Genomic DNA, 25,420 nt, shown 5'->3' on the forward strand with positions numbered 1-25,420 from the left:
GCCCGACGCCCAGGGTGCCTCAGGGGGCCTGCGGCGGCCTCCGGTGACAGAGGGGCCCCTGACCGGCACGCTCCGCACACCGGGATGATGGGGTCGACGAGGGGAGCCCACGATGCCATCACTGCGCTCCCTGCTGGCCGTTCCGGCGGTTCTGGCCCTGCTCTGCCCGGTGGCGGCGAGCGCCGCGCCCCGGGCCGGCGCCGCGGACGCCGTCCTGCCGCTGCTCGTCACCCGGGGCCGCGCGCCCGCCGCCGCGCTGCTGGTCCAGGACCGGGCGACCGGCTCCTTCTACGGCTCGGCCGGGACGGGCATCTCCCCGGCCGACCATTTCCGGGCCGGCAGCATCACCAAGACCTTCATCGCGACGATCGTGCTCCAACTCGTCGGCGAGCGGCGGCTGTCGCTGTCCGACACCGTGGAGCAGCATCTGCCGGGACTGCTGCGCGGCGCCGGTCACGACGGCCGCGGCATCACCCTGCGGGCCCTGCTCACCCACACCAGCGGCCTCGCCGACTTCACCACCGTCACCCGGGGCTCCGTCCCCCTGACTCCCGCTCAGGCCGTCCGCATCGCACTCGCCCTCCCTCCGGCCCGTCCCGGCCGCTACGCGTACTCCAGCACCAACTACGTCCTGCTCGGCATGGTGATCCAGCAGGTCACCGGCGACTCCTACGCCGGTGAGGCCGAGCGCCGCATCATCCGTCCGCTGGGTCTGTCCGGCACCTCCTTCCCCGGTTCCCGCACCTCGCTGCCCTCTCCGCACGGCCGCGCCTACGCGGCCGACGGAACCGATGTCACCGCCCTCGACCCGCGCGTGGCCGGCGCTGCGGGTGAGCTGGTGACCACGCTCGCCGACCTGGACCGCTTCTACGCGGCGCTGCTCGGCGGCGCACTGCTGTCCCCTCGGCTGCTGCACTCGATGCTCGACACCCGTGCCGCAGACGGCTCGTACGGCATGGGCCTGTTTCCCGTGAAGCTGCCGTGCGGCACCACGGTGTGGGGACACAACGGGCGCATCCCCGGCAGCTACGTGCGCACCGCGGCCACCGTGGACGGGCGCCGTGTCCTCACCTTCCGGGTGAACACGGACGAGATGGCAGATCCCGGTCTCGAACCCGCGCTGCTCGCCTCCGAGTTCTGCCCCCGCACCACGTAGAACGACCGGGCCCCGGACGGAGATCCCGCCCGGGGCCACTCGTACGGGTGATCTGCCGATCGGCTCGGCGGCGGGGTGCCTGGGCGGCGCCTCGGCGGGGAGGTGCCGCGCGGCGGGGCCTCGACGACCGCCCGGCCCCCGGGCCCCCCGGCGGCCCGCCGGGCGGCCCACCGGCGGGACGGGCCACCGTCGGCCCGGCCGGCCCGGACATCAGCGGACCTGCCACCGTCGGCCGGCCGGCCCGGAAGGCGGGCGTCCGGTTCCGGCTTCGGCGACCGGCCACTCCCGGGCTTCACCGAAAGGGTCCGCGGTCGCCCGGCCGGTCCCCTACAGCGGCACGATGTCCGGTGCCCCCAGGCGGGCCGCGTCCGCCGTCAGGTCGTCCGGCTGGCGCTGCGACTCGCGTTCGGCCTCGACCCGCTTCTCGTAGTGCTGGACCTCGCGTTCGATCTGGTCCTTGTCCCAGCCCAGCACCGGCGCCATCAGTTCGGCGGCCTCGCGGGCGCTGCGCGTGCCCCGGTCGAAGGTCTCGATCGAGATGCGGGTGCGCCGGGTCAGCACGTCATCCAGGTGCCGCGCCCCCTCGTGCGAGGCGGCGTACACGACCTCGGCGCGCAGGTAGTCGTCGGCGTACTGCAACGGCTCGCCGAGCGAGGCGTCGGCGGAGATGAGGTCGAGGACCTCCTCGGCCAACGAGCCGAAGCGGTTCAGCAGATGCTCCACGCGCACCACGTGGATGCCGGTGCGCGCGGCGATGCGCGCCCGCGCGTTCCACAGCGCCGAGTAGCCCTCCGCGCCCAGCAGCGGGACGTCCTCGGTGACGCACTCCGCGACCCGCATGTCCAGTCCGTGCACGGCCTCGTCGACGGCGTCCTTGGCCATCACCCGGTAGGTCGTGTACTTGCCGCCGGCCACGACGACGAGTCCCGGCACCGGGTGGGCGACGGTGTGCTCGCGCGAGAGCTTGCTGGTGGCGTCCGACTCGCCGGCGAGCAGGGGCCTGAGGCCCGCGTAGACGCCCTGGACGTCGTCGCGGGTGAGCGGCACCGCCAGCACGGAGTTGACGTGCTCCAGCAGGTAGTCGATGTCGGCGCTGGACGCGGCGGGGTGGGCCTTGTCGAGGTCCCAGCCGGTGTCGGTGGTGCCGACGATCCAGTGCCGGCCCCAGGGGATGACGAAGAGCACGGACTTCTCGGTGCGCAGGATCAGCCCGGTCGAGGAGTTGATGCGGTCGCGGGGCACGACCAGGTGGATGCCCTTGGAGGCACGCACGTGGAACTGGCCGCGCTCGCCCACCATGGCCTGGGTGTCGTCGGTCCACACCCCGGTGGCGTTGACGATCTGCTTGGCGTGGATCTCGTACTCCCCGCCGCCCTCGACGTCCTGGACCCGGGCGCCGACGACCCGTTCGCCCTCGCGCAGGAAGCCGGTGACGCGGGCGCGGTTCGCCGCCTTCGCGCCGTAGGACACGGCCGTCCGCACCAAGGTGGCCACGAAGCGGGCGTCGTCCATCTGGGCGTCGTAGTACTGCAAGGCGCCGACCAGGGCGTCCTTGCGCAGGGCCGGGGCGACGCGCAGGGCGCGGCGGCGGCTGAGGTGGCGGTGCATGGGCAGGCCCCGGCCGTGGCCGCGGGCCATCGACATGGCGTCGTAGAGCGCGACGCCCGAACCGGCGTAGAGGCGCTCCCAGCCCTTGTGCTGGAGGGGGTACAGGAACGGCACCGGCTTGACCAGGTGCGGGGCGAGGCGCTCCAGCAGCAGGCCGCGTTCCTTCAGCGCCTCACGGACGAGGGCGAAGTCGAGCATCTCCAGGTAGCGCAGGCCGCCGTGGATGAGCTTGCTGGACCTGCTGGACGTGCCCGAGGCCCAGTCGCGCGCCTCGACCAGTCCGGTGGACAGGCCGCGCGTCACCGCGTCCAGGGCGGTGCCCGCGCCCACCACACCGCTGCCCACGACCAGCACGTCCAGCTCGCGCTCGGCCATGCCCGCCAGGGATTCGGCGCGCTGCACCGGCCCCAGTGTCGCTGTCCTCACCGCTGCCTCCCGCTGTCGCTCGCGTCGGCCGCACCCGGTGGGCGAAGCCCGTCACGTCTTCCCCCTGCCCAAATTCTGACCGGCTTGCCCGACTTCAGCCACCACTCGCCCCGGCCTGTGGACAACACCCCGCCCCCAGCCTGTGGACAACACTCGCGGAAACGCCAACGATCAATCCCGCATAACGGTCATATTTACTCCTAGTGTGACATTGCACTAGCTCCTCCGGTCCACAGCACTTGCGCGCCGGTCCCGCATCGGTTACTGGGAAGGACGGCCCACGCCATGCCCGCAGATCTCGCCGTCATCGGACTCGGCCCCTTCGGCCTGCCCCTCGCCCAGGCGGCGGTGGCCGCCGGTATCCCCACGATCGGCTTCCCGACCGGCCCGGAAGCGGGTTCGCTCAGCCCCGCGGAGGTACGCCGGATGCTCTCGGGGGGCTTCCGGCAGACCACCGCCGCGGCCGAGCTCGGACGGGTGCGCACCGCGGTGATCTGCGCACCGACGCCGCGCGGCGCGGACGGCGGTCTCGACCTCGGTCAGGTGGAGACCGCCGCCCGCACCCTGGCCGGGCGACTGCGCCCGCACACCACCGTGATCCTGGAGTCCCCGGTGAACCCCGGGACGACGGAGGACTTCCTGCGCCCGCTCCTGGAGGAGGGTTCCGGGCTGCGGGCCGGGCGGGACTTCCATCTCGCCTACTCACCGAGCCGGGTCGACCCCGGCAACCGCGACATCACCCCGGCCGGCACGCCGAAGGTGATCGGCGGCCTGACCCCGGCCTGCACGGAGTCGGCCGCCGCGTTCTACGGCCGGATCACCGACAAGGTGGTGCGCGCCCGCGGGACCCGCGAGGCGGAGGCCGTGCAGCTGCTGGAGACCAACTACCGGCATGTGAACATCGCGCTGGTCAACGAGATGGCCGTGCTCTGCCACGACCTCGGTGTCGACCTGTGGGACGTCATCCGGTGCGCCGAGACCAAGCCGTTCGGCTTCCAGGCGTTCCGGCCGGGGCCCGGCGTCGGCGGCCACACCGTGCCGCAGGACCTGACCGGGCAGGCGGGCCGCGCCCTGCGCATGGTGGAACTGGCCCAGCAGGTCAACAGCCGGATGCCGCACTACGTCGTCCAGCGCGCCGCCCAGCTCCTGAACGAGCACGGCAAGTCCGCGCGCGGGGCCCGCGTCCTGCTGCTCGGCATCACCTACAAGGCCGACCTGGCCGACCTCCAGGGCACGCCCGCCCGGGAGATCGCGCTGCGCCTGATGGAGCTGGGCGCCTCGGTCAGCTACCACGACCCGCACGTACCCGCGTGGAACGTCCTGGACCGTCCCATCCCCCGCGCCGACTCCCTCTACGAGGCCGCCGCCGACGCCGACCTGACGATCCTCCTCCAGCACCACCGCACGTACGACATGCAGGGCCTGTCGGTGAAGGCGCAGCTCCTGCTGGACACCCGGGGGGCGACCCCGACCGGCGCGGCCCACCGGCTGTGATCCGGCCGGACACACCTGCTCTGAGCAGGGAAAACCATCTAGCCGATCACCGATCCCCCTGCTAATCTGCGGCAACTCTCGCACACCCGTTCGCCGACGCCCCCGGGCGTCGGTGGCTGTGCGACGCCGTCTCACGCGCACGGCACACCCGTGCCCGCATCCCTGGGGGGATCCACATGAGCCAGACGACACCGACGACCGGTCCACCGGCCGACGGAGCGACGGGCGACGGCCCGTCGACGAGCGCACCCGCCGACGCGCCCGCCCTCGCGCCGGCCGTCCCGCGGCAGCCCGCGCGCCGGGCCATGGCGCAGAGCGTCCCTCCGGGGGCGCCCCGGACCGTCGCGCCCGCCGCCCCGCCCGCGCCCTCGCGCGGCAACGCCCTGCTCGGTCTGGCCGCGGCCACCGGCACGGGCATGACCGCCGCGATCCTGTACGGCGTCGTCATCGGCATCAGCGAACGCGAGTTCGCCTACGCGGCCGTCGGCGTCGGCCTCCTCGTCGGCGTCGTCACGGGCCGCGTGGGCGGTCGCAGCCAGACCTTGCCGGTCATCAGCGTGATCGTCACCGTCGCCGCGATCTACCTCGGGCAGCTGATCGGCGAGGCCATGCTGATCGCCAAGGAGGCCCACGTCGGCTTCGGCACGGTCTTCTTCGACCACTTCGGCCTGGTCCAGTCGGCCTGGCAGGACGATGTCGCCCTGCTGAGCTTCGTCTTCCTCGCGATCGGGGCCTACGCGGCGTTCCGGAGCACGAGCAAGGCGGCGGGCTGAGGTGCCCGTCTGGCTGTTCCTGATACTGCTCGGGCTCCCGGCGGTGACGGCCGGAGCCTGGGTCGCGTTCGACGTCCGCGGCTCCGCGGCGGCGATCGACGGTTTCCGGCGGCGCACCCGGGAGGCGCGCCCGCTGACGCTCGGCGACCTCCACCCGGCGCCCCACTGGTCCGAGGGGATGAACTTCCGGTGGGTGGCGGCCTTCGTGGCCGTCTGCGGCCTCCTGCCGCTCCTCGGCGGCGTCCTCGAACTGCTCACCGCCCGCTGACCGCGCCCTGGCCGGACAACGGGAAGGGCCCCCGGCCGTCCGGCCGGGGGCCCTTCTCCTGTCACGACGATCCGGGCGCCACCGACGCCGGCCCGGCCGGAGGGACTACCGCTTGTGCTGGGAGTCCGCCACCGTGACTTCGACGCGCTGGAACTCCTTGAGTTCGCTGTAGCCGGTCGTGGCCATCGCGCGGCGCAGGGCGCCGAAGAAGTTCATCGAGCCGTCCGGGGTGTGGGACGGGCCGGTGAGGACCTCCTCGATGGTGCCGACCGTGCCCAGGTCGACCTTCTTGCCGCGCGGCAGCTCCTCGTTGACCGCCTCCATGCCCCAGTGGTGGCCCTTGCCGGGCGCGTCCGTCGCGCGCGCCAGCGGGGAGCCCATCATCACCGAGTCGGCGCCGCACGCGATCGCCTTGGGCAGGTCGCCGGACCAGCCGACACCGCCGTCCGCGATCACGTGCACGTACCGGCCGCCGGACTCGTCCATGTAGTCGCGGCGGGCCGCGGCCACGTCGGCGACCGCCGTCGCCATCGGCACCTGGATGCCCAGCACGTTGCGCGTGGTGTGCGCCGCGCCGCCGCCGAAGCCGACCAGCACGCCCGCCGCGCCCGTGCGCATCAGGTGCAGGGCCGCGGTGTAGGTGGCGCAGCCGCCGACGATCACCGGGACGTCCAGCTCGTAGATGAACTGCTTGAGGTTCAGCGGCTCGTGCGAGCCCGACACGTGCTCCGCCGAGACCGTCGTACCGCGGATGACGAAGATGTCCACGCCCGCGTCGACGACGGCCTTGGAGAACTGGGCCGTGCGCTGCGGCGACAGCGCCGCGGCGGTGACCACGCCGGAGTCGCGGACCTCCTTGATGCGCGCGCCGATCAGCTCCTCCTTGATCGGCGCGGAGTAGATCTCCTGGAGCCGCCGGGTCGCGGCCTCGGCGGGCAGCCCGGCGATCTCGTCGAGCAGCGGCTGCGGGTCCTCGTACCGCGTCCACAGGCCCTCGAGGTTGAGCACGCCCAGGCCCCCGAGCTCACCGATGCGGATCGCGGTGGCCGGCGAGACGACCGAGTCCATCGGCGCGGCCAGGAACGGCAGCTCGAAGCGGTAGGCGTCGATCTGCCAGGCGATCGAGACCTCCTTCGGGTCCCGCGTACGGCGGCTGGGGACGACCGCGATGTCGTCGAAGGCGTACGCCCGGCGGCCGCGCTTGCCGCGCCCGATCTCGATCTCAGTCACGTCTGTGGCCTTTCCCTCTGCGTTTCAGCGCCTTCAAGTATCGCCGACGGCTGTGACACCGGCTCCCGCACGTGCCGAGGGGCGGCCCCCGGAGTCCGGGAACCGCCCCTCGGGCACACCTTCCGCGCCGCCGCGATCAGGCGTTACGGCTGTAGTTCGGCGCCTCGACCGTCATCTGGATGTCGTGCGGGTGGCTCTCCTTGAGGCCCGCGGACGTGATCCGCACGAAGCGGCCCTTGGACTCCATCTCGTCGATGGTCGCCGCGCCGACGTAGCCCATGGTCTGGCGCAGACCGCCGACCAGCTGGTGCAGCACGTTGGAGAGCGGACCGCGGTAGGGCACCTGGCCCTCGACACCCTCGGGGACGAGCTTGTCGTCGGAGGAGACCTCCGCCTGGAAGTAGCGGTCCTTCGAGTACGACCGCGCCTGGCCGCGCGACTGCATGGCGCCGAGCGAGCCCATGCCGCGGTACGACTTGAACTGCTTGCCGTTGATGAACAGCAGCTCGCCGGGCGACTCCTCGCAGCCCGCCAGCAGACTGCCCAGCATCACCGTGTCGGCACCGGCGGCGAGCGCCTTGCCGATGTCGCCGGAGTACTGCAGGCCGCCGTCGCCGATCAGCGGGATGCCCGCCGGGCGCGCCGCGAGGGACGCCTCGTAGATGGCCGTGACCTGCGGGACACCGATGCCGGCGACCACGCGCGTGGTGCAGATCGAGCCGGGGCCCACGCCGACCTTGATGCCGTCGACACCGGCGTCGATCAGCGCCTGGGCGCCGTCGCGGGTGGCGACGTTGCCGCCGATCACGTCGACGCCGACGCTCGACTTGATCTTCGACATCCAGCTCAGGGCGTTGCTGTTGTGGCCGTGCGAGGTGTCGACGACCAGGAAGTCCACACCGGCGTCGGCGAGCGCCTGGGCGCGCTCCAGGGCCTCGGGGCTGGCGCCGACGGCCGCGCCGACGAGCAGCCGGCCCTCGGCGTCCTTGGCGGCGTTGGGGTACTTCTCCGCCTTGACGAAGTCCTTGACCGTGATCAGGCCCTTGAGGACACCGCTGTCGTCGACCAGCGGCAGCTTCTCGATCTTGTGCTTGCGCAGCAGCTCCATGGCCTCGACGCCGGTGATGCCGACGCGGCCGGTGACCAGCGGCATCGGCGTCATGACGTCACGGACCTGGCGCGTGCGGTCGGACTCGAAGGCCATGTCGCGGTTGGTGACGATGCCCAGCAGCTTGCCGGCCGGGTCGGTGACCGGGACACCGCTGATGCGGAACTTGGCGCACAGCGCGTCGGCGTCCTCGAGGGTCGCCTCCGGGTGCACCGTGATCGGGTCGGTGACCATGCCGGACTCGGACCGCTTGACCAGGTCGACCTGGTTCACCTGGTCCTCGACCGAGAGATTGCGGTGCAGCACGCCGACGCCGCCGAGGCGCGCCATCGCGATCGCCATGCGGGACTCGGTCACCTTGTCCATCGCCGCCGAGAGCAGCGGGATGTTGACCCGGACGTTGCGCGAGATGCGGGACGAGGTGTCGACCGCGTTGGGGAGCACCTCGGATGCACCCGGCAGCAGCAGCACGTCGTCGTAGGTCAGCCCGAGTGTCGCGAATTTTCCGGGCACTCCGTCGACGTTGGCAGTCATGACACCTTCCCCAAATGGCCTTGATCGGTGCGGATGTCCATGCTAACGGGAAGCACACCTCCCGAATTCCGCGGTTGCGGAGGATTCCACGGTCGCGAGCGACTTCCGGCTTCGTATGTTCGTACGGAATCGCCGTGACGCCTGTTCAAGGCGAGACGGGTGCGTGACGTGATCGGGGCTTCGCGCGGGGCCTGTCCGGGAGCCTGCCGGCTACTGCTCCGCGAGTGCGCGCAGCCGGCTCAGCGCCCGGTGCTGGGCGACGCGGACCGCCCCGGGTGACATTCCCAACATCTGACCGGTCTCCTCGGCCGTGAGGCCCACCGCGATCCGCAGCAGCAACAGCTCCCGCTGGTTCTCCGGCAGGTTGGCCAGCAGCTTCTTCGCCCATTCGGCGTCGCTGCTGAGCAGGGCGCGCTCCTCCGGACCGAGCGAGTCGTCGGGGCGCTCCGGCATCTCGTCGGAGGGCACCACCGTGGAACCCGGGTGCCGCATCGCCGCGCGCTGCAGGTCGGCGACCTTGTGCGAGGCGATCGCGAAGACGAACGCCTCGAAGGGGCGGCCGGTGTCCCGGTAGCGCGGCAGGGCCAGCAGGACGGCCACGCAGACCTCCTGCGCGAGGTCCTCCACAAAGTGCCGCGCGTCGCCCGGGAGCCGGGACAGACGCGTGCGGCAGTAACGCAGCGCGAGGGGGTGGACATGGGCCAGCAGGTCGTGGGTGGCCTGTTCGTCCCCGTCGACGGCACGGTGCACGAGGGCACCGATCGCCCCGGGGGCCGTGGCCGCCTCGTCGTCCCGCATCGGTCCATGGTGCCTTGTGGCCGCGGGCTCCGCCGCGGCGTGCTCCTGGTTGTGCACCGAAGCGTTATGAGCAGGTGCGCCGGAACTCATCTCCTGCGCCCTCCCCTTCCGCTCGACCGACTCGTCCCCGAGAGACTCCACACCTTCAAGGATGCGGCATCCGCGGCGAAACGAGCAGCGGGCGCCCGGCGGGGCTCCGAAGCGGCCCCGCCCACCCTGCGTCAGGCGGGGAGTCCGGTGCCCCGCCGTGACACACCGTGCCTAACGGACCAGGCCCCACCGGAAGCCCAGCGCCACCGCGTGCGCGCGGTCCGACGCGCCGAGCTTCTTGAAGAGCCGGCGCGCGTGGGTCTTGACCGTGTCCTCGGAGAGGAACAGCTCGCGGCCGATCTCGGCGTTGGAGCGGCCGTGGCTCATGCCCTCCAGGACCTGGATCTCACGCGCCGTGAGCGTGGGCGCGGCGCCCATCTCGGCGGAGCGCAGCCGGCGCGGGGCCAGCCGCCAGGTCGGGTCGGCGAGGGCCTGCGTGACGGTCGCGCGCAGCTCCGCGCGCGAGGCGTCCTTGTGCAGATACCCGCGCGCGCCCGCCGCCACGGCGAGGGCCACACCGTCGAGGTCCTCGGCGACGGTGAGCATGATGATGCGGGCACCGGGGTCGGCGGAGAGCAGCCGCCGCACGGTCTCGACGCCGCCCAGGCCGGGCATGCGTACGTCCATCAGAATCAGGTCCGAGCGGTCGGCGCCCCAGCGGCGGAGGACTTCCTCGCCGTTGGCCGCCGTCGTCACGCGCTCGACGCCGGGCACGGTCGCGACCGCGCGGCGGAGCGCCTCTCGGGCAAGCGGGGAGTCGTCGCAGACGAGAACGGAAGTCATGGCCGTCCTCCGCAGCTGATGCGGGTCACCTTGTGCCTCCAGGCTGGTACGAAATCGTCACCTGTGCGGTCGACCGCCTCGGACGCCTGCCCGAGCGCTTGTGTTTTCAACCGCCTCCGCACTCTCAACGACGGTCACTCGAAAGAGTTACGGGGGCATGTGCCAACTTCGGCACTCTACGTGAGGGCACGGACACGGTGCAGACATGCCGTACCGACTCTCAACTTTTCATCACAACCCGTGCCCCGTTCAGCCCTTTTTCTTCCCGTTTCTCAGTGTCTGGGGCTAGATTCGCAATGAGTCATATTTTCATCTCCTTACAACGGAGATGTACGGTCGTTGGCACCGTATCCGCCCATGAACGGCTGCAAGGGGTCACGCAATGGCAGATTTCTCCCGCCTTCCCGGACCGAACGCGGACCTGTGGGACTGGCAGCTCCTGGCTGCCTGCCGTGGGGTCGACAGCTCGCTCTTCTTCCATCCGGAGGGTGAGCGCGGTGCGGCTCGGAGTGCTCGAGAGAACTCGGCCAAGGAGGTCTGCATGAGGTGCCCGGTCCGTGCGGAATGCGCGGCGCACGCGTTGGCGGTGCGCGAGCCGTACGGCGTCTGGGGCGGACTGACCGAGGACGAGCGCGAAGAGTTGATGGGCCGGGCGCGGAACCGGCTGGTGTCGGCATCGACCACCAGCGGGGACGGCGTCTCGAACACCTGAAGGAACGTTTCTTCACACAACGATCGACCTACACGACGATCGACCCACAGCACGATCGACCGAAGACGATCGACCGGGGCGCGATCGACCGCACCACGGTCACCACGGCCGGTCACCACGGCCGGTCACCACGGCCGTTCACGACAGCACACGGGGCACGCAGACGCGTGCCCGTACTTTTCCCAGGACTCGGCGGGGCCGACGCGGAGGGTCAGCGGGGCGCGGGCGTGCGGCCCGCCGCCCGGGCCAGCCGGTCCAGGGTCGCCGCGACGGCCGGGACCCGGGCCAGGTCGGGCAGCGTGAGCGCGACGACCTCCCGCCGCACCGCGGGCTCCAGGGTCACGGTGCGCGCGCCCCGGGGCCGTACGGACTCGATCGCGAGCTGGGGCAGGACGGCGACGCCTAGGCCCGCCCCGACCAGGCCGACCACCGCCGGGTAGTCGTCGGTGGCGAAGTCGATGCGCGGGGTGAAACCCGCGCTCTCACAGACCTCCACCAGCCGTCCCCGGCAGCGCGGGCAGCCTGCGATCCACGGTTCCCGGGCCAGTTCCCCGATGGCGACGGCCTCCGCTCGCGCGAGCCGGTGCCGTTCGGGCACCAGGGCGACGAGCCGGTCCGTCAGCAGCGGCCGTACGACGAGGTCGTCCCACTCCTGCGGATCGTCCGCCGCGGCCTCGTACCGGAAGGCGAGGGCGATGTCGCAGTCGCCCGCGCGCAGCATCTCCACGGACTGCGGCGGCTCGGCCTCCTCAAGGGAGACGCGGGTGCCCGGGTGGGCGGCGCGCAGCGCGGCGAGGGCGGTGGGCACGAGGGTGGAACTGCCGCTGGGGAACGACACCAGCCGCACCCGCCCGGCCCGCAGCCCGGCGATGGCGGCGACCTCCTCCTCCGCGGCGGTGAGCCCGGCGAGGATGCCCGTCGCATGCCGTACGAGCGCCTCGCCCGCCTCGGTGAGCCGCATGGCGCGCCCGTTGCGCACGAGCAGCGGCGTGCCCACGGACGCCTCCAGGGCCTTCATCTGCTGGCTCACGGCGGGCTGGGTGCAGCCCAGCTCGCGGCCGGCCGCCGAGAAGGAGCCGGTGACGGCGACGGTGCGCAGCACGCGCAGATGACGGGCCTCGATCACCCCTTGAGCATAAGCACAACTTGGGTACGCCGCCGAAAAATGACTCGACGCTTTGAGGTGCGGGTGGCTACCGTGCGGTCATGGAGCTTCTCTCGGTGAATCTGGGCCGCGCGCGGGCGGTGCCGTACACGGACCAGCCGGACGGCCTGACCGGCATCGACAAGCGGCCGGCCGACGGGCCGGTGCGGGTCGCGGCGCCGGGTCCCAAGGGGTCCGCGGGCAGCGGGCTCGCCGGGGACGCGGTCTGCGACACCCGCCATCACGGGGGCGACGACCAGGCGGTCTACGCGGTGGCCCGCGAGGACCTGGACGACTGGGCGCGCGAACTGGGCCGCCCGCTGGACAACGGCTCGTTCGGGGAGAACCTGACCACGGCGGGTCTCGACGTCTCCGGGGCGCTGATCGGCGAACGCTGGCGCGTCGGCGCGGAGGTCGTCCTGGAGGTCACCAGCGGGCGCATACCCTGCCGCACCTTCCAGAGCCATCTGGGCGAGCAGGGCTGGGTGAAGAGATTCACCCGGAAGGGTGCGCCGGGGGCGTATCTCCGGGTGATCAGCCCCGGCGAGATCCGCGCGGGCGACCCGATCGAGGTCGTGCACCGCCCGGACCACGACGTGACGGTGGCCCTGCAGTTCCGCGCGGTCACCACGGAACGGACGCTGCTGCCCCGGCTGGTGGCGGCGGGCGGCGCGCTGCATCCGGAGGCGCTGGAGCAGGCGCGGTCGTATGTGGCGAAGTACCCGGAGAAGTACGCGGAGATGTAGAGGCGTGCCGCACAGAAATGTCGAGGGGAAGTGCACGGAGACGTCGAGGGTCCGGGCTGCGCGCGTAGACCCGGGACGGCGTCCTCCGGATGACCGCTCGTAACTAGTCTTGGTGCATGACAACGGCTCTGATTACGGGATCGACCGCGGGGATCGGTGCCGCGTTCGCGCGGCGGCTGGCGGCTGACGGGCACGACCTCGTCCTGGTCGCCCGGGACACCGACCGGCTGCGCGGCCAGGCGACGGAACTGCACGACCGGCACGGCATCGAGGCGGAGGTGCTGACGGCCGACCTCGCGGAGGACTCCGGCATCGAGTCGGTCGCCGCGCGCCTGTCGGACCGCAAGAACCCTGTCGACCTGCTCATCAACAACGCGGGGTTCGGCAACAAGGGCCGCTATCTGGACGTCTCCATGGCCGACGAGCTGAAGATGCTCAAGGTGCACTGCGAGGCGGTGCTGCGGCTGACGTCGGCCGCGGCGGAGTCGATGCGGGAGCGGGGCCGGGGCGGGGTCGTGAACGTGGCGTCGGTGGCGGCGTTCGTGCCGCGCGGCACGTACGGGGCGTCGAAGGCGTGGGTCGTGCAGTTCACGCAGGGCGCGGCGCGGGACATGGCCGGCAGCGGGGTACGGCTGATGGCGCTGTGCCCGGGGTTCGTACGGACGGAGTTCCACGAGCGGGCGGGCATGGGGACGGACAACATCCCCGGCTGGATGTGGCTGGACGCCGACAAGCTGGTGGCGGCGGCGCTCCAGGACCTGTCCCGCGGCAAGTCCCTGTCCGTCCCGGACCCGCGCTACAAGACCCTGATGGGCGTGGTGAAGGTGACGCCCCGCGCGCTGCTCGGCGGCATCACCTCGCGGACCGGCCGGAAGTACGGCCCGCAGTAGCCGAGCGGGACGCGGGACTTCTCGCCCAGCGCTTATTGGCTGTCGCTTCTCGCCTCTTGCTGCTCGCGGACCGTCCGCCGACGGCGGGGTGCCGTGGCTGAGCAGGGCATCGGGGCGCCCCGGTGGGAAAATGGAGCCGTTCCCACCGGACCCCACGGACCGAGGTGCCGTCATGGCCTTCGTGCAGATCATCGAGTGCAGGACCAGCCGGATGGACGAGATGAACCGGCTGATGGACACATGGGTCGAGCAGACCAAGGGGAAGCGGACGGCGACCCACGCCATGGTGGGCCGGGACCGCTCGGACGCGACGCGCATGGTCGAGATCGTCGAGTTCCCGTCGTACGAGGACGCGATGAAGAACTCGGGCCTCCCGGAGACCGACAGGATCTTCCAGGAGATGGTCGCCCTCTGCGACGAGACCCCGACCTTCACGGACCTGGACGTGATGCGGGACGAGCGCTTGTAGCCCGAACCCGGACAGCCCCGCACGGCGTCGCGACCCACCGAAGGAAGGATCCTCCGCCATCCCTCCTGCGTAGGCGTTCACGAGCCGGAGGACGCACGAGGAGTCCGCGGTGCGAGGGCGGTCGACCCTCGCATGGCGGGACGGGGACGGCTCGCAGGTCAGACAGAGGCCGGACATGCCGTCCTAGGTGCAGGTTTCCGTGTCGTTGGCTTCGTCGTAGCGCCCGTCGTCGTCCTCGTCGGCGTCCACGAACCCCTCGGGCCGCTCCACGGCTTGCGCGGAAGCAGGCCACCACGAGGTGACGCAGACGGCTTCCAGGCGCGCTCTGCCGATGCGGCTGTTGTCCAGCCACTCCGGAATCTCGTCGCCCGACACGATGGGGCGTGCCTGTACGGGCCGGTCCGCGTTGCGGTAGAACGCGATGCCCTCATGGACGCGGAGCCACTCGTCGAAGACCTCGTCGGTGCCTGGTCTGCCAAGGCCGCTCGACTCGCTCGTGCGGAACAGCTCCCGCGCGGCGTCGAGACGGATGACCGGGAGATCCACGAGGTCCGGCTCCGCGTCGGAAGATACGGGCATGTCAGGCGGCCTCCGGAGTCAAGGACCCCGGTAGCGCACTGCCGCACCCCGGTGATCTGCGCGTTCCCGCGCACCGCGCGCGGGTCGGCCGCCACACGGAGGGCTCTCGCTCCGGGTGCAATGCGGTCCGATGCGCCAGGGTTTGACGCCGGATCACGCGACCGAGCGCGAAGCTAACACCGGCGTTGATCTTCCGCAAGATCTTCACAAGCCCTTGCCTCGGGGCCGCGATCATGAAATGTTGCCGCCCTGACCGATCCCCGGCCGAGTTCGCCGAGGTCTGGCACAAGCACCGATCTCCCTGCACGAGTTGTAAGGGGGTCTTCGTTTCGAGGAGGCCCCTGTGCACACGTTCGACGCGTCCGCCGCACCCCGTAACTGGGACCTGTATCTGGCCGCGGTCGTCGACATCCGGTTCGAGGACCGCGTCGTCCACGTCGAACCACGTTCCCCGGGCGTGGCCGAGGGCCCCTTTCCGGGTCCGGCCCAAGGCGCCACGGTTCACGTGATCACCGCCTGGAACCCCCTTGGCCGTACGGCGTCCTTCGCCGCCAACGCGCGCGCCCACCGCCTGCTCCTCGCCGAGGTCCGGAGCCTCGGTCCGACCTGGTGGCCCGCGGAAGGCCGCGACAAGCAGGGCATGCACCGCGAGGAGAGCGTCGCCGTGGTCGGTCTCGACGATGCGGCCGCCCTCGGACTGGGCCGCCGGTTCGGGCAGGACGCGATCTTCGCGTGGACCCCCGACGCGTGGCGGCTCCTGACGTGCGACGGCGGCGTCACCGCGGCCCGTGGCTGGGCGGCGTTCGAGACGCGCAACCGCTCGACCGCCGCAAGCAGGCATTGAAAAGGGCTGGAGCAGAGTGATGGGCACGTACCCGATGCGCACGCCGGAACACTGTCCCCGGTGCGGCAGACGCCTTGCCGACGCCGACCCGCCGTCGGAGCGGGTCAAGGCCGACGGCTTCCCGGCGGAGGTGACGTACGAGACCGATCCGGTGTGCGGGGCGCGCCGGCACGTGTGGGACAGGACATCGCCGCTGGGCCGTCGGGCCCGGCCGTACGTGGAGGGCCCGCGGTAGCTTCATCCGGCGCGCGCCCGAAGCATCGCAGGAACGCTGTGCCCGAGTCCGTTCCGCACCCGCGTCCCTTACGGCTCACCCTCGGCCGCCGCCCCCACGCTCCGTGACCGCGGCCTCGGACGCCAGTACGTCAACCACGCGCACGACCAGGCAAGTTGATTCGTGTGAGTGAAAGCCTCACGAAAGGTTTCTTCACTCAACGCGTCCAAATGAGCACTCTTCGTGCTGTACGGTCAGCACAAATACGGCCCCCGCAACGGCTGGCACCGTTCGCGAGGGCCTGAACCACCAGTGGAAAGAGACTCCACCCGTGATGTACAGGCACCATATCGCGCCCGCACGCGCCTTCACCCAGCTCTCCCACGACATCATCCGGCACCCCCGGCTGTCGTCGGTCGCGGTCCGCCTCCTCACCTGGCAACTCTCCCTCCCGCAGGGGGCACGCGAACCTCTCTCGCGTACCGCCGAACGAGCCAACATCGGCGCGTGCGCCTTCACCCATGACGCCCTCCGGCGTGGATGCGGCCCGGCGTTCGGCGCTCGCCTGTTACGGCGCCCAGTGGACGATCCGGTCCCGGGCGCCTTCCCGCCGTCGCGTCGGCACGGCAGGATGCCTGCCGTGGCAGCGAGAGACACCAGCGACGAGGCGTACGTCGTCGGGCTGTGCGATCAGGTCCTCGGCGAGACGGCCCTAACGCAACACAGGTTCGACTGGTTGCTGGGAGACCCCGGCGCCGAGGGCCGACGGGTCAGGCTTCCGGTCGACGCGTACTGGCCCGGTCACCAGTTGGTCGTCGAGTACCGGGAGTTGCAGCACGACCGGCCGGTACCGCACTTCGACAAGCCGGACCGGATAACCGTCAGCGGGGTCCACCGGGGCGAGCAGCGGGCGCTGTACGACGCGCGCCGGGAGAGCGAGATCCCCGCCCACGGCCTGCGGCTCGTCGTGGTCCGGCCCGCCGACCTCGACGCGGACGGACGCGGGCGGCTCCGCCGCAACGAGGAGTCCGACCTGGCCGCCCTGCGGAAGATCCTGGCCAGGGCGAGCGACGAGGACCGGGTGCTCGACACCTTCCGTACCTGGCTGCTGGCCGAGGGCTGGACACCGGTGGAACCGGAGGACCGCTGGACCGACCTCGAAGCGGTGCGCGACGGGGAACGACTGATCTGCGAGGCCAAGGGTCGCACCAGCGAGAAAGGCATCGACGCCGACATCGCCTACGGGCAGTTGCTGCGCCGCATGACGAGCCAGGACGCCCGGACACGGTACGCGCTCGTCGTGCCGACCTCGTCCCTGAAGGCCGTCGAGCGCGTACCGGGCCATGTCCGCCGCCTGTTGCACATCGACGTGTACTTGGTGACGGACGACGACGCGGTGCGTCGGCTGCCGACCTGACCAGGGGCGCAGCCGCAGAGTGGCAGGGTCTTCGGCCTGCGCGCGAAGGCCCGGCACCCCAGAAAGGGTGCCGGGCCTTCGGCGGTGCCGGACCGGTCTCGGACCGGGCGGCTATGCGTCAGCTCAGTGCGAGTGGCCGTGGCCGTGGCCCGCGGCGGCCGGCTCTTCCTCTTCCTTCTTCTCGACGACCAGGGTCTCGGTCGTGAGGAGGAGGGAGGCGATGGAGGCCGCGTTCTCCAGGGCGGAGCGGGTGACCTTCACCGGGTCGATGACGCCGGCCTTGACCAGGTCGCCGTACTCGCCGGTGGCGGCGTTGTAGCCGTTGCCCTTCTCGAGCTCGGCGACCTTGGAGACGATGACGTAGCCCTCGAGGCCCGCGTTCTCGGCGATCCAGCGCAGCGGCTCGACCGCGGCGCGGCGCACGACGGAGACGCCGGTGGCCTCGTCGCCGGACTTGTCGAGGTTGCCCTCGAGGATCTTGACGGCGTGGACCAGAGCGGAGCCACCACCGGAGACGATGCCCTCCTCGACCGCGGCGCGGGTCGCGGAGATGGCGTCCTCCAGACGGTGCTTCTTCTCCTTCAGCTCCACCTCGGTGGCGGCGCCGACCTTGATCACGCACACGCCGCCGGCCAGCTTCGCGAGGCGCTCCTGGAGCTTCTCGCGGTCCCAGTCGGAGTCCGTGTTCTCGATCTCGGCCTTGATCTGGGCGACGCGGCCGTGCACGTCGGCGGTCTCGCCGGCGCCGTCCACGATCGTGGTGTCGTCCTTGGTGATCGTCACGCGGCGGGCCGAGCCGAGGACGTCGATGCCGACCTGGTCGAGCTTGAGGCCGACCTCCTCGGAGATGACCGTGGCGCCGGTGAGGATCGCCATGTCCTGCAGCATCGCCTTGCGGCGGTCGCCGAAGCCGGGGGCCTTGACGGCCACCGCGTTGAACGTGCCGCGGATCTTGTTGACCACCAGGGTCGACAGGGCCTCGCCCTCGACGTCGTCGGCGATGATCAGCAGCGGCTTCGAGGAGTTGGTCTGGATGACCTTCTCCAGCAGCGGCAGCAGGTCCGTGATGGAGGAGACCTTGCCCTGGTGGATCAGGATGTAGGGCTCGTCGAGGACGGCCTCCATGCGCTCCTGGTCCGTGACGAAGTACGGGGACAGGTAGCCCTTGTCGAAGGCCATGCCCTCGGTGAAGTCCAGCTCCAGACCGAAGGTGTTGGACTCCTCGACGGTGATGACACCGTCCTTGCCGACCTTGTCCATCGCCTCGGCGATGAGCTCGCCGACCTGCTGGTCCTGGGCGGACAGCGCGGCCACGGCGGCGATGTCGGACTTCTCGTCGATCGGGCGGGCCGAGGCGAGCAGCTCGTCGGAGACGGCCTTGACGGCGGCGTCGATGCCCTTCTTCAGGGCGGCCGGGGAAGCACCGGCGGCGACGTTGCGCAGACCCTCGCGCACCAGCGCCTGGGCGAGCACGGTGGCGGTGGTGGTGCCGTCACCCGCGATGTCGTTGGTCTTGGTCGCCACCTCCTTCACCAGCTGGGCGCCGAGGTTCTCGTACGGGTCGTCGATCTCGACCTCGCGGGCGATGGTCACACCGTCGTTGGTGATGGTGGGCGCGCCGAACTTCTTGTCGATGACGACGTTGCGACCCTTGGGGCCGATCGTCACCTTGACCGTGTCGGCCAGCTTGTTGACGCCGCGCTCGAGGGCGCGACGGGCGTCCTCGTCGAACTTCAGGATCTTCGCCATGACAGCGGGAGCCCTCTCGAAATCTGTGGGTGGAAAAAAACGCCGCGCCCCTGGGCGCCCGGGTTCTTATGTGGTCACGGGGGCCAGGGGCGCAGCGCCGAGCAACTGAATGTGCTCCGGGTGAACTACTTCTCGATGATCGCGAGAACGTCGCGAGCCGAGAGGACGAGGTACTCCTCGCCGTTGTACTTCACCTCGGTGCCGCCGTACTTGCTGTACAGCACGACATCGCCGACCTTGACGTCGAGCGGAAGACGCTCGCCGTTCTCGAAGCGGCCCGGACCCACGGCGAGGACGGCGCCCTCCTGGGGCTTCTCCTTCGCGGTGTCCGGGATGACCAGGCCAGAGGCGGTGGTCTGCTCGGCGTCGAGCGGCTGGACCACGATGCGGTCCTCGAGCGGCTTGATGGCAACCTTGGAGCTGGTGGTCGTCACGATCCGACCTCCCCCTTCGGAGATCTCACGGGGTTAACTGTCTGAGGTGGCGACCAGGTGGATCCGTCGTCGCGGGTGCCGGACCTGCCCGTCGCTTTGTTGGCACTCTCCAGGGGGGAGTGCCAGAGCCGAGACTATGACCGCGATTAGCACTCGGTCAAGCGGAGTGCCAATTGCCTGCGGCGCGTCGCCGGATGGGGGTGCTTTCGGGCCACCGGGCCGGGGGGGCGCGGGGCAGTGGGCCACCGGGCCGCGGGCCGCTGGGCGCGGGGGCCGGACGCGGGGCGCGGAGCCGCGTTCTCCGCCGCGCCGTCGGCGCGAGGCCGCTCGGCGCGCGGCGCTCGGCGCGGACCGTGTTTCCCCCCTGCCGTACGACAGCGCTCCGACCGCACCGCGCAGGTGGCCTCCCTGCGCAGATCCCGGCCGGGACCTGAGCCTGGGCGGCGGGCCGCCGGATGCGTGGCACGGGGCCGCGTTCCCCACCGCCGGCCGGACGCGGGGCCGCCGACCGCCGGGCTTGGCCCGGGGCCGAAGGCTGCCGGGCGCGGGGCTCGGGCCGTGTTGCGTGCCGTGACGTGCGGCAGCGCTCCGGCCGTGCCGCACCGGCGGCCCCCGCGCCGATCCCGGCCGGGCCCGGGCCCTGCCGCCGGGCCCTTGGCACGGGGGCTGCGTTCGCCACTGCGCCGCAGGGCGCGGGACCGCCGGGCGCCGAGCGCTTGCGCATGGCGCGAGGCCGCAGGCCCTGCCGCACTGCCGGGCGCGGGGCAGTCAGCGGCTTGGCGCGGGGCGCGGAGCCGCGTTCCCTGCCGCGCCGGCGCACGCTTGGCGCGAGGCCGCGTTCCCCGCAGGGTCGTCGGGCGTCGGGCGCCGGGCGCTTGGCGCGGAGCTCGGGGCCGTGTTGCGTGCCGTGGCGTGCGGCAGTGCTCCGGCCGTGCCGCACCGGCGGTGGCCGTGGCGGTCAGGGCCGGGGTCGCCTACAGGTAGTCCTCCAGGCGGGCCACCGTCAGCCCTGCCTCCTGTGCCTCGTTCAGCAGGCGGACGGTGCGCTCGTCGAGCGTCGGGCCCCTGGAATCGTCGCGGCCCACCAGGACGATGTCGCCGGGGCGGAGGTGTTCCTCGCCGCTGCGGTAGGCGAGGCCGTGCGCGGTCATCGCCGCCCGCCACAGGACCACCTCCGCGATACCGCAGTCGGCCGCCGCGCGGCGGGTCGTCGTGTCGTACCTGCCGTACGGCGGCCGCAACAGCCTCGGGCGCACGCCGAACCGGCTGCGCAGCCGCCGCTGCTGGCCGCAGATCCGGGCACGCTGGCCGGCGTACGGCAGGCCGCGCAGCGCCGGTCGGCCGACGCCACGGTTCTGCATCACCGCGCCCGCGGAGCGCAGCTTCGCGAGTTCCCCGCGGAGCCCGGTCGCGGCGGCCCCCCGTGGATCGGAGGCGGTCGCGGTGCCCTGCGGACCGGGGGCCGCCGCGGCGGCCCGTGGATCGGAGGCGGTCGCTGCGGCCCCTGGCCCCGTGGTGGAAACCTGCGGCCCTGCGGTCGAGGCTCCCGGCCGCGAGGTGGAGGCCCACGGCCCCGCGCCGGAGGCACCCGGCCCGGCGGCCGAGCCACGCGACCCCGCACGGGAGGCACCCGGCCCGGCGGCCGAGCCGTGCCGCCCCCCGCCGGAGGCGCCCGGCCCCGTGGCGAGGCCCCGCGGTCCCCTCGTAGGGGCGCCGGTTCCGTCGCCCGCGCCGGTGTCCGTGAGGAACACGCTCACCGGGAGCCGGAGTTCGCGGACCAGGTCGGCGAAGCGCGGGTCGCGGTGGGCATCCGCGTCGTGGGCCGCGCCGAAGTCGTAGGTGAGGAAGACGACCCGGTCTCGGGTGCGGACGTGGTCCACGGCGGGCGGCAGCCCGGGGCCCGCCGCCCGCGCGGACGGCGCGCGCGACGGCCTCGGGGCGGGCGCCAGCGGGGCGGCCAGGCCCCAGCGGCGGTACGCGGGCGGGTGCACGCGCAGCGCGGCCTTCTTGCCGAGCCGTTCGATGGGGTCGACGGACTGGGCGCAGCCGGCCAGGAGCGAGACCAGGAGCGCGGCCGTCACCGCCCCCAGCACCGCCACCCGACGGTCCGCCACCCGACGGTCGGCCCTCCGCCAGCCGAGCACCGCCACCCGACGGTCGGCCCCCCGCCGGCCGAGCACCGCCACCCGGCGGTCGGCCCCCCGCCGCCTCACAGGTAGTCCTCCAGCCGGGCGACCGCGTACCCCTCCGCGGTGACCTTGTCCAGGAACCGGCGGACCATGTCCGGCATGGTGCCCTTCCACTCCTTCGGCCCCTGGAAGTGGCTCAGCACGATGTCGCCGGGGTGCAGCTCGCCGTCGCGGTACTCCCAGTGGTCGGGGAACACCTCCTCGTTCCAGATGGGCGCGTACTCGATGCCGCAGGACTTGGCGGCGCGCAGGCTGTCCTGGTCGTAGTTGCCGAAGGGCGGGCGGAAGACGGTCGGGCGCCTGCCGAACTGCTTCTCCATCACGTCCTGCATCCCGCAGATCTCGCGCTTCTGCTCCGCGTAGCCGAGGGCGGGCAGGTAGGGGTGGGTGAGCGTGTGGTTGTTGAGGGTGTGGCCGTCGGACTGGATCTGCCGGAAGTAGCCGTAGTCGTCCTTCACCAGGAAGTCGCTGAGGAAGGCGGTGTACGGGATCTTCAGGTCGTGCATCATCCGCAGGAAGGCGGGGTCCTTCTCGGCGCCGTCGTCGATGGTGAGGAAGACGATCTTCTCGTCGGTGGGGATCGTCGTGAACACCGGCGGCAGGTTCAGCTCCTCCTGATCGTCCACCTCGAAGCCCTTGCGGACCGTGATGTGCGGCTTGCGGGCCGGGGGCGCCGGGGGCGTGAGCGGCACCCGCCGCAGGCCCCAGCGCTTCGCGGCGGCCGCCCGGGCGGCGTACGCGGCGCGCAGCCGGGTGGCGTAGGAGTCCAGCGCGCGGGCCGCGGTACCGCGCAGCGCGTGCGCCCCCGCGGCCGCCCCGGCCACCGGACCGGCCGCCGGGGCGGCGGCCTTGCCGGAGGCGGGCTGCGCACATCCGGAGGCGAGGGCGGCGACCGCCAGAACGCCGAGACCGGCCCGCACGCCGACCCGCACCCCGAGCCGCTGCCCGACCCGCTGCCCCGGCCGCACCCCGAGCCGCCGACCCGGCCGCGCGCCGACTCGCACCCCGGCCCGCTCATCCGCCCGCGCGCCGACCCGCACCCCGGCCCGCTCGCCGACCCGCGCACCCGGCCGCGCACCCATCCGTGCGGGTGCCCCATTTTTGTCATTTTGTACGACCACTCGCATGACGCCGGATCTTCGCAGGTCGGGGCGGTGGGCCGGGGCCGACACCGCCACCGGACGCGCACGGTCCACCGACTGGCCCACAATGAGCCGGTGAACGACCTCTCCGCCTTCGCCGCCCTGCTCACCCCCGCGGGGCGTGCCCTGCTCGACGAGGTGCGCGGCACCGAACCGGCCGCGGAACTCTCCGTCGCCACGCGGCTGCGCCGCACCCACCCCGCGGACCTGGTGTCGGCGGCGCTCGGCCAGGCCCGGCTGCGGCAACGCGCGGAGGCCAAGTTCGGGGCGGCGGACGCGCAGCGGATGTTCTTCACCGCGAACGGCGTGGAGCAGGCCACCCGGACCGCGGTCGCCGAGTACCGGGCGGGCCGGTTCAAGGCGCTCGGCGTGACGTCCGTCGCCGACCTGTGCTGCGGCATCGGCGGCGACGCGATCGCGCTCGCGCGGGCCGGGATCCGCGTGCTCGCGGTGGACCGCGACCCGCTGACCGCGGCCGTGGCCCGCGCCAACGCCGACGCGCTGGGCCTCGCCGACCTGATCGAGGTGCGCGAGGCGGACGTCACCGAGGTGGACACGGCCGGCTGGGACGCGGTGTTCGTGGACCCGGCGCGGCGCGGCGGCCGCGGCCGCATCTTCGACCCGGAGGCGTACTCGCCCCCGCTGTCCTGGGCGGTCGGGACCGCGCTGAAGGCACCGCGCGCCGCCCTGAAGATCGCCCCCGGCATCCCGCACGAGGCGGTCCCCGCGCAGGCCGAGGCCGAGTGGATCTCGGACGGCGGAGACGTGAAGGAGGCGGTGCTGTGGTTCGGCACCGACCCGGGCGCGATCCGCGCGACCCTGCTCCCGGGCCCGCGCTCCCTGCTCTCCCGCGCCCTGCCGGACCCCGAAGTACGGCCCGTGGGACGCTGGTTGTACGAACCCGACGGCGCCGTCATCCGCGCCCACCTGGTCGCCGAGGTCGCCGAGTCGCTCGACGGCGGGCTGCTCGACGCGACGATCGCGTACATCACCGCGGACGACCTGCGCCCGACCCCGTACGCCACCGCGTACGAGATCACCGACCGACTCCCTTTCAACCTGAAGAAGTTGAAGGCGCTGCTGCGCGAACGCCAGGTCGGCAACCTGACCGTGAAGAAGCGTGGCTCGGCCGTGGAACCGGAGGAGATCCGCCGCAAGGTGAAGCCCCAAGGCCCCAACGCGGCAACGGTGTTCCTCACTCGCGTCGCGGGCGCCCCGACGATGCTGATCGGCACGCCGGCGAAGGGCTGACCGCCACCGCGTGACCGTGCTCCCCAGCGGCGGCAGCTGACGACCTCGGCGGCGGCAGCTGACGACCTCACCGGCGTGGTGGCCGAGTTGCCGTCACGGCGCCCGGTCGCCGGGCCGTCCCCCGGGCCGGTCCAGGTCGCGCAGCCGGGTCGTCAGAAGTTCGCGCTCCCGGGCGTTGCGGGTGAGGCCGATCGCGCGGGTGAGTTCCGTACGGGCCTGTTCCGTGCGGCCCAGCCGGGCGAGCAGGTCCGCGCGGATGCTCGGGAGGAGGTGGTAGCCGCGCAGGGCGGGGTCGTCGGCCACCGCGTCGACGATCGCGAGGGCGGCCTCGGGCCCCTCGGACATGGACACCGCCACCGCGCGGTTCAGCTCCACCACCGGGGAGGGCGAGCGGGCCGCGAACAGGCCGTAGAGGGTGGCGATCGTCGTCCAGTCGGTGTCCTCGTAGCGGTACGCGTGCGCGTGGCAGGCGGCGATCGCGGCCTGGAGGGCGTACGGCCCCGGGGCGCCATCCCCCGTCGCCTCGGCGCGGCCGAGCGCGGCGACCCCGCGGGCGATCAGCATCCGGTTCCAGCGGCGGCGGTCCTGGTCCTCCAGCAGGACCGGCGCGCCGTCGGGCCCGGTGCGGGCCGCCGTGCGGGACGCCTGGAACTCCAGCAGCGCGGCCAGGGCGTGCACCTCGGGCTCCTTCGGCATCAGCCCGGCCAGCAGGCGGGCCAGCCGCAGGGCGTCCTCGCAGAGGGCGGGGCGCAGCAGGTCGTCGCCCGCGGTGGCGGCGTAACCCTCGTTGAAGATCAGGTAGATGACGTCCAGGACGGAGCCGAGCCGGGCCTCGCGGTCGGGGCCGTACGGCACCTCGAAGGCGACGTTCCTCGTCGCGAGGGTGCGTTTGGCCCGGACGATGCGCTGGGCGACCGTGGGCTCGGGGGTGAGGAAGGCGCGGGCGATCTCGGCGGTGGTGAGGCCGCCGAGCAGGCGCAGGGTGAGCGCGGTACGGCCCTCGGCGGGCAGCACCGGGTGGCAGGCGGTGAAGACCAGGCGCAGCAGGTCGTCGTCGATGTCGTCCGGGTCGGCCGGCTCCTCCGGCGGCGCGGCGGTCTCCAGGTCGCGGCCGATCTCCTGGAGCTTGCGGGCGTAGTTCTCCCGGCGTCGGACCAGGTCGACGGCGCGGCGCCGCGCGGTGGTGGTCAGCCAGGCGCCCGGGTTGTCGGGCACGCCGTCGCGCGGCCACTGCTCCAGGGCGGCGACCAGCGCGTCCTGCGCCAGCTCCTCCGCGATGCCGACGTCCCGCACCACGTGCGCGACGGCCGCGATGACCCGCGGCGACTCCAGCCGGAAGACGGTCTCGATGGCGTGCGCGGCGGGGGCGGCG

At 72.5% G+C, this 25,420-nt stretch carries 21 protein-coding genes and 3 pseudogenes; 11 read left to right on the forward strand and 13 right to left on the reverse strand.

Features of this window, described 5'->3' with window-relative positions; genetic code table 11:
• The first annotated feature begins 112 nt into the window (after positions 1-112).
• Positions 113-1,156 (forward strand): serine hydrolase domain-containing protein, encoded by a 1,044-nt coding sequence (locus tag WN71_RS12705; RefSeq protein WP_046587029.1) that lies wholly within the window; start codon positions 113-115, stop codon positions 1,154-1,156.
• A gap of 327 nt (positions 1,157-1,483) precedes the next feature.
• Here the strand turns inward: WN71_RS12705 and WN71_RS12710 are convergent, their stop codons facing one another.
• Entirely contained in the window at positions 1,484-3,190 is a 1,707-nt protein-coding gene (locus tag WN71_RS12710) for a glycerol-3-phosphate dehydrogenase/oxidase (RefSeq protein WP_079177828.1), read from the reverse strand.
• Between the two features lie 285 nt (positions 3,191-3,475).
• On the opposite strand from WN71_RS12710, the gene WN71_RS12715 reads away from it, so the two are divergent.
• The 3 genes from WN71_RS12715 (at position 3,476) to WN71_RS12725 (ending at position 5,725) form a co-directional block, all read left to right on the forward strand.
• Positions 3,476-4,684: a nucleotide sugar dehydrogenase gene (locus tag WN71_RS12715; protein ID WP_046587031.1), complete on the forward strand. Its 1,209-nt coding sequence runs from the start codon at positions 3,476-3,478 to the stop codon at positions 4,682-4,684.
• A gap of 176 nt (positions 4,685-4,860) precedes the next feature.
• Positions 4,861-5,457, forward strand: coding sequence for a hypothetical protein (locus WN71_RS12720; protein WP_046587033.1), 597 nt, complete (start codon positions 4,861-4,863; stop codon positions 5,455-5,457).
• A 1-nt stretch (position 5,458) separates the two neighbouring features.
• On the forward strand, positions 5,459-5,725 hold the full coding sequence (locus tag WN71_RS12725; protein ID WP_046587036.1) for a hypothetical protein: 267 nt from the start codon (positions 5,459-5,461) through the stop codon (positions 5,723-5,725).
• A gap of 105 nt (positions 5,726-5,830) precedes the next feature.
• Here WN71_RS12725 and WN71_RS12730 read toward each other — a convergent pair whose 3' ends face one another.
• The 4 genes from WN71_RS12730 to WN71_RS12745 form a co-directional block, all read right to left on the reverse strand.
• On the reverse strand, positions 5,831-6,955 hold the full coding sequence (locus WN71_RS12730) for a GuaB3 family IMP dehydrogenase-related protein (protein ID WP_046587038.1): 1,125 nt from the start codon (positions 6,953-6,955) through the stop codon (positions 5,831-5,833).
• 136 nt (positions 6,956-7,091) lie between these two features.
• Positions 7,092-8,597 carry an IMP dehydrogenase gene (guaB, locus tag WN71_RS12735; RefSeq protein ID WP_046587040.1) on the reverse strand — a complete coding sequence of 502 codons (1,506 nt, stop codon included), beginning with the start codon at positions 8,595-8,597 and terminating at the stop codon, positions 7,092-7,094.
• 210 nt (positions 8,598-8,807) lie between these two features.
• Entirely contained in the window at positions 8,808-9,395 is a 588-nt protein-coding gene (locus tag WN71_RS12740; protein WP_046587043.1) for a sigma-70 family RNA polymerase sigma factor, read from the reverse strand.
• A 261-nt stretch (positions 9,396-9,656) separates the two neighbouring features.
• A complete protein-coding gene (locus WN71_RS12745; RefSeq protein WP_003948568.1) occupies positions 9,657-10,268 on the reverse strand; it encodes a response regulator transcription factor in 612 nt (203 codons plus the stop codon).
• A gap of 382 nt (positions 10,269-10,650) precedes the next feature.
• On the opposite strand from WN71_RS12745, the gene WN71_RS12750 reads away from it, so the two are divergent.
• Positions 10,651-10,980, forward strand: a complete 330-nt coding sequence (locus WN71_RS12750; RefSeq protein WP_046587045.1) for a WhiB family transcriptional regulator — start codon at positions 10,651-10,653, stop codon at positions 10,978-10,980.
• Between the two features lie 211 nt (positions 10,981-11,191).
• Here the strand turns inward: WN71_RS12750 and WN71_RS12755 are convergent, their stop codons facing one another.
• Positions 11,192-12,106, reverse strand: a complete 915-nt coding sequence (locus WN71_RS12755) for a LysR family transcriptional regulator (RefSeq protein WP_046587046.1) — start codon at positions 12,104-12,106, stop codon at positions 11,192-11,194.
• 80 nt (positions 12,107-12,186) lie between these two features.
• Between WN71_RS12755 and WN71_RS12760 the strand changes: the two genes are divergently transcribed.
• The 3 genes and pseudogenes from WN71_RS12760 to WN71_RS12770 all read left to right on the forward strand — a co-directional run.
• The gene (locus WN71_RS12760; protein ID WP_046587048.1) at positions 12,187-12,870 is read left to right on the forward strand and encodes an MOSC domain-containing protein; all 684 of its coding nucleotides are present in this window, start codon (positions 12,187-12,189) and stop codon (positions 12,868-12,870) included.
• Between the two features lie 116 nt (positions 12,871-12,986).
• Positions 12,987-13,760 (forward strand): SDR family NAD(P)-dependent oxidoreductase, encoded by a 774-nt coding sequence (locus WN71_RS12765; RefSeq protein ID WP_046587050.1) that lies wholly within the window; start codon positions 12,987-12,989, stop codon positions 13,758-13,760.
• Between the two features lie 172 nt (positions 13,761-13,932).
• Positions 13,933-14,226 (forward strand): annotated as a pseudogene (locus WN71_RS12770) (ester cyclase); the annotation flags it as partial.
• A 186-nt stretch (positions 14,227-14,412) separates the two neighbouring features.
• On the opposite strand, the gene WN71_RS12775 reads toward WN71_RS12770, so the two are convergent.
• Positions 14,413-14,808 carry a hypothetical protein gene (locus tag WN71_RS12775; protein WP_046587053.1) on the reverse strand — a complete coding sequence of 132 codons (396 nt, stop codon included), beginning with the start codon at positions 14,806-14,808 and terminating at the stop codon, positions 14,413-14,415.
• A gap of 343 nt (positions 14,809-15,151) precedes the next feature.
• Between WN71_RS12775 and WN71_RS12780 the strand changes: the two genes are divergently transcribed.
• Together WN71_RS12780 and WN71_RS12790 are read left to right on the forward strand one after the other, a co-directional pair.
• On the forward strand, positions 15,152-15,652 hold the full coding sequence (locus tag WN71_RS12780; RefSeq protein WP_046587055.1) for a DUF3293 domain-containing protein: 501 nt from the start codon (positions 15,152-15,154) through the stop codon (positions 15,650-15,652).
• A gap of 854 nt (positions 15,653-16,506) precedes the next feature.
• Positions 16,507-17,283: a hypothetical protein gene (locus tag WN71_RS12790; RefSeq protein ID WP_240529642.1), complete on the forward strand. Its 777-nt coding sequence runs from the start codon at positions 16,507-16,509 to the stop codon at positions 17,281-17,283.
• Between the two features lie 123 nt (positions 17,284-17,406).
• Here the strand turns inward: WN71_RS12790 and groL are convergent, their stop codons facing one another.
• The 5 genes and pseudogenes from groL to WN71_RS12810 all read right to left on the reverse strand — a co-directional run bounded on the left by groL (position 17,407) and on the right by WN71_RS12810 (position 22,737).
• The gene (groL, locus tag WN71_RS12795; RefSeq protein WP_046587060.1) at positions 17,407-19,032 is read right to left on the reverse strand and encodes a chaperonin GroEL; all 1,626 of its coding nucleotides are present in this window, start codon (positions 19,030-19,032) and stop codon (positions 17,407-17,409) included.
• A 125-nt stretch (positions 19,033-19,157) separates the two neighbouring features.
• A complete protein-coding gene (gene groES, locus WN71_RS12800) occupies positions 19,158-19,466 on the reverse strand; it encodes a co-chaperone GroES (RefSeq protein ID WP_020132158.1) in 309 nt (102 codons plus the stop codon).
• A gap of 974 nt (positions 19,467-20,440) precedes the next feature.
• Positions 20,441-20,863 (reverse strand): annotated as a pseudogene (locus tag WN71_RS43335) (polysaccharide deacetylase family protein); the annotation flags it as partial.
• Positions 20,864-21,202: 339 nt separating this feature from the next.
• A pseudogene (locus WN71_RS43340) lies at positions 21,203-21,565 on the reverse strand (hypothetical protein); the annotation flags it as partial.
• Between the two features lie 110 nt (positions 21,566-21,675).
• Positions 21,676-22,737 (reverse strand): polysaccharide deacetylase family protein, encoded by a 1,062-nt coding sequence (locus tag WN71_RS12810; protein ID WP_079177830.1) that lies wholly within the window; start codon positions 22,735-22,737, stop codon positions 21,676-21,678.
• 135 nt (positions 22,738-22,872) lie between these two features.
• Between WN71_RS12810 and WN71_RS12815 the strand changes: the two genes are divergently transcribed.
• Complete coding sequence (locus tag WN71_RS12815) at positions 22,873-24,048, forward strand: class I SAM-dependent methyltransferase (protein WP_046587065.1); 1,176 nt, start codon at positions 22,873-22,875, stop codon at positions 24,046-24,048.
• Between the two features lie 93 nt (positions 24,049-24,141).
• On the opposite strand, the gene WN71_RS12820 is transcribed toward WN71_RS12815, so the two are convergent.
• Positions 24,142-25,398 (reverse strand): RNA polymerase sigma factor, encoded by a 1,257-nt coding sequence (locus WN71_RS12820; protein WP_046587112.1) that lies wholly within the window; start codon positions 25,396-25,398, stop codon positions 24,142-24,144.
• Positions 25,399-25,420: the final 22 nt, after the last annotated feature.

Source organism: Streptomyces mangrovisoli, assembly GCF_000974985.2.
Taxonomy (GTDB): Bacteria; Actinomycetota; Actinomycetes; order Streptomycetales; family Streptomycetaceae; genus Streptomyces; species Streptomyces mangrovisoli.